Raw genomic sequence first — 2,384 nt, 5'->3', positions numbered from 1 at the left:
CAGCGCATCCTTCACTGATCGGCCTCTCGAGATGTCCATGGACCGTTCTGCCCCGAAACAGTCTTCGCGCGTCCGGCGCGCCGCTCCGGGCCACCACGATCCGGTTCCCGAGTCCGTCGGCGCCACGCCGGCCGAGATCCGCGATGGGTTGGTTCTGGCCTTTCTGGCCCGGCTGCGACGGTCTGGACGTTGGAGGATGTCTGCTCGGTCGTGACGGCGACATCGCTGGCCAGCCGGCCGGCCTGATCCGCCGCCTGGGTCACTTCCGCAACCCGGCTTTCCATTCCGGCGGCTTCCCTTGCCACGGCATGGATGACGCCGCCCACCGCCTGCTCGAACCGGTCGGCCAGATCGGCGATGGCGCGATGCTTCTCCATTTCGGCGCAGCGGGCCTGTTCGACCTGCTCGGCTTCCAGCCGCTGCTTGGCCAGTGCATTCTCCTTGAACACCTGCGTGGCCCGGCCCATGTCGCCAAGCTCGTCGCCGCGGCCGGCCTCCGGAAAGGCGACGGTCAGGTCGCCATCGGCCATCGCCCGCATGCGGCCGGCCAGCGAGCGGACGGTGGAGCTGATGTTGTGTCCGACCAGCGCCAGCAAGACGATCGCCGGCAGGGCCAGCGCCGCGATGACGCCGATCAGGGTCCAGAGCTGCGACAGGAAGGCGGCCCACAAATCGTCGATGAAGATGCCGGTGCCGATGAAGATCCGCCAGGGATCGAACCCCTTGACATAGGCCAGCTTGAGCGCGGTTTCGCTGCTGCCGACGGTGCGGGGCCAGTCGTAGGCGTAAGTCCCCTCCCCCTTGCTCTTCACGATGCCGATCAACACCGGAATGACCGGGACGCCAGCCGCATCCTTGATTCCGGAGACGTCCTTGCCCATCAGCGCCTTGTTCATATGCGCGAACCCGATACTGTCGTAGGTGTGGGCGAAGAGATATTCGTCACCGCTGTAGCGGATGGCGAGGAAGGCCTCCTTGAAGCGGGCCTGCGCCTCGTCACGGGTCAGATGCCCCGCCACGACCTCGCTCTCGAATCGGGCAGCCATGCTGTGTCCGGCCTCGACCATGAAGCGAAGCGCATCGACGCGGTCCTGATACATGCGATTGTAGCTGAGATAGAGCCCGGCGCCCGCGATCGCCATGCAGGCGAGGCTGGCGGTCGCCACCAGCATCAGCAGTTTCGCGCGAATTGAAAGAGAAGAATTGGTCATTGACCACCACCTTCCGGCGTATTGCAGTCGCCTTGTCGTGCAGAGTGTCCTGCTGGAAATTGTCGTGTGAATATTGAACGATTTCCTTACAGGCAGGCCGCGATACGGTGTCGCATGGGATATGACCTCCAGGCCATCGCGCAAAACGAATATTCGAGCCGATTTGCCGAAACCCCGTCCTTGTGCCTGCGCCGGCTTTCATCCCGCTGTGCCCTCCAGCGGTCGCGGTCGGCCCCAGGCTGATGGCAGAGAATTCACATGACAAGCTGCCGCCGCCGATGCTTTCTGCCGGCGGACTCCAAGCTTTTGGTTTTTCGTGTGAGTCACGCTTCAAGCGATTCCACTTGAAGCGATCACACTCTCAGGAGGAGTGGCGCTTGACCGGGAGGACCAGCCCTTTGCGTCGGCTGATTGGCAGGCGGTGGGACATTGCTGCGGCGATGGGGCTGCTGGTCCTGCTGGTGCTGGTCGCCGTCACCTTCCGACAGTATGGCATCTCCAACGACGAGGAGGTGCAGCATGTCTATGGCGCCAAGCTGATCGACTGGTACCGCAGCGGCTTCACCGACGACTCGGCCTTTTCCTACAAGAATCTCTATCTGTATGGCGGGCTGTTCGACATGGCGGCGGTGGCGCTGGCCCCGCTGCTGCCCTTCGATCCGTATGAGACGCGGCACCTGCTGTGCGCCCTGACCGGGGTCGCCGGGATTGCGGTGGTCTGGGCCGACGGCCGCCGGCTGGCCGGGCCGCGGGCGGGCTTCCTGGCCGGGGCGCTGCTGGCGCTCTGCGGACCCTGGTATGGCGGTCTGTTCAACCACACCAAGGACGTGCCCTTCGCCGTGCTGATGATGGCGGCGGTGGCGTTGCTGCTGCGGCTGGCCGGGCAGATGCCGCGGCCGCGTCTTGGGACCGTGCTGGGATTCGGCGCCGCCGCCGGGCTGGCGCTGGGCATCCGGATCGGGGCGCTGCTGCTGGTGGGCTATGCAGCGGCGATGCTGGCGGGATGGGTGCTGATCGGGGGCGTTTCCGTCGCCCGGCTGCGCGATGCCGGCAGGGGAGCGCTGCGTCTGCTGCCGGCCCTGCCGCTCGCCTATGGGCTGATGGCGCTGTTCTGGCCGTGGGGGGTGCTGGACCCGTTGAATCCGCTGCGGGCCCTGGCCGATTTCTCGCATT

2 protein-coding genes are annotated in these 2,384 nt (G+C 65.7%); one reads left to right on the top strand and one right to left on the bottom strand.

Translation table 11 applies throughout. The features are described from left to right. Positions 1-11 precede the first annotated feature (11 nt). Complete coding sequence (locus I71_RS01135; RefSeq protein ID WP_244433543.1) at positions 12-1,355, bottom strand: cache domain-containing protein; 1,344 nt, start codon at positions 1,353-1,355, stop codon at positions 12-14. A 254-nt stretch (positions 1,356-1,609) separates the two neighbouring features. Here I71_RS01135 and I71_RS01130 point away from each other — a divergent pair. Further along, a partial coding sequence (locus I71_RS01130; protein WP_199902078.1) for a glycosyltransferase family 39 protein occupies positions 1,610-2,384 on the top strand: 775 nt, incomplete at its 3' end.

The organism is Azospirillum sp. B506 (assembly GCF_000333595.1).
Lineage (GTDB): Bacteria > Pseudomonadota > Alphaproteobacteria > Azospirillales > Azospirillaceae > Azospirillum.
Note: the sequence above shows the minus strand (reverse complement) of the source record. Positions and strands in the feature narration are given on the sequence as shown.